The organism is Pedobacter terrae, from assembly GCF_900100705.1.
GTDB lineage: Bacteria > Bacteroidota > Bacteroidia > Sphingobacteriales > Sphingobacteriaceae > Pedobacter > Pedobacter terrae.
In genome coordinates, this window is the sequence record NZ_FNCH01000051.1 from 1 (window position 1) to 1,710 (window position 1,710).

Consider the following 1,710-nt stretch of genomic DNA (forward strand, 5'->3'; position numbering starts at 1 on the left):
GATAACCCCCGGCATCAGGACCGGGCGCATCCCTCTATCCTATTCGCAGGAGAGCCTTTGGGTGATAGACAAGGTCTGGGGAAGCCTTCAGTACCACATGCCCGCAGTACTCGAGATAAACGGCACGCTCAACATCCCCGCCCTACGGTCCGCAATAGGACAGCTTGTGGAAAGACATGAAGTACTCAGGACAGTTATCTCCGAAGAGGATGGAAAGGCTTTCCAGACTATACTCTCCGAAACGGTATGGGACCTTGATACGGCAACATGCCGGTTCGACACCTTGCAGGCAAAGCAAAAATACATAGATGAGTTCATGAGGATACCTTTTCAAATGGATAAGGAACCCCTGTTCAGGACCAGACTGATCACAACCGCCACCCAATCACACCTCCTCCTTGTACTCATGCACCACATCGTCTCCGATGGATGGTCAGCATCAATATTCATCAAAGAACTCTCTGCATTATATACAGCTGCATGTACAGAAACCCCGCACACGCTCCAGCCCCTGCCCGTGCAGTATGCAGACTTTGCAATATGGCAGAGAAAATACATCTCGGGACAGCAGCTCGAACAGCAGACCCAGTTTTGGAAGAACAGGCTGCAGGGCGTTCAACCAATACAGCTACAGACCGACTTTCCAAGACCGCCCGTACAGAGCACTAACGGACAGAGGATAGAGCATATGATCGATCCCCAGCTATCAGCAGATATTATGGATGCATGCCGCAGGCAGGGGGTCACCCTGTACATGTTCCTGCTATGCGCGTTCAAAACCCTCCTGATGAGGTATACCGCACAGCAGGACATCTGTGTCGGAACCTCTACAGCAGGAAGGCTCCACGGGGAACTGGAGGGACTGATAGGATACTTCGTGAATACCTTAGCCATCAGATCACAGGTAGACCCCCAGAACTCTTTCAGTGAACAGCTCGCCCTCATCAGGGAAAACCTGCTCGAATGTTATGCACACCAGGAAGTACCTTTTGAAAAAGTCGTGGACGCAGTCGAACATACCAGGGACCTTGCACAAAACCCAATATTCCAGGTCATGTTCGTACTGCTAAATACACCCGAAGAAGGCGAACTCTCCCTGGGAGAAGCATCGGTGAAACCAATAAGCATACGTACGGACCAGACAAAGTTCGACCTTACATTGAAGGCAGAGGCGACAGGAGAATCCATCAGCCTTTCTATGGAATACTGTGCCGATCTGTTTACCGCTGAGCGGATCTCGGCCATGACACAGCATCTGGTGCAGCTCCTCGGGGAAGTAACGCACAACCCCGCACAAAAACTGCAGGATATCCGGATAATGGGCACACAGGAAAGAGAGCAGGTCCTGGCCGCATCAAAAGGACCGGTTGTCCGGTTCCCAAAAGACAAAACGGTAATAGACCTCTTCAGGAACCAGGTGGACAAAAACCCGGAAAACACAGCCGTATCTTTCCGTGGAAAAAAATTAACCTACAGAGACCTTCAGCAACAGGTATCAAAAGCAGCTGCATTTCTAAACACCAAAGGAATAACAAACGGCGACATCGTGGCAATATGCATGGAAAGATCAGAGGAAATGATAACCGCAATACTTGCAATAATGAGCGCGGGAGCAGCATATGTCCCAATAGATCCGGCCTACCCAAAAGAAAGGATCGACTTTATTATAAAGGACACCAATGCAAAAATACTTATAACAGATATCGATAC

At 49.6% G+C, this 1,710-nt stretch carries 1 protein-coding gene; it reads left to right on the plus strand.

Annotated features, from left to right (window positions below; genetic code table 11):
• Nucleotides 1-1,710: condensation domain-containing protein (locus tag BLR60_RS24540; protein WP_143009160.1), on the plus strand; the 1,710-nt coding region annotated here is incomplete at both ends.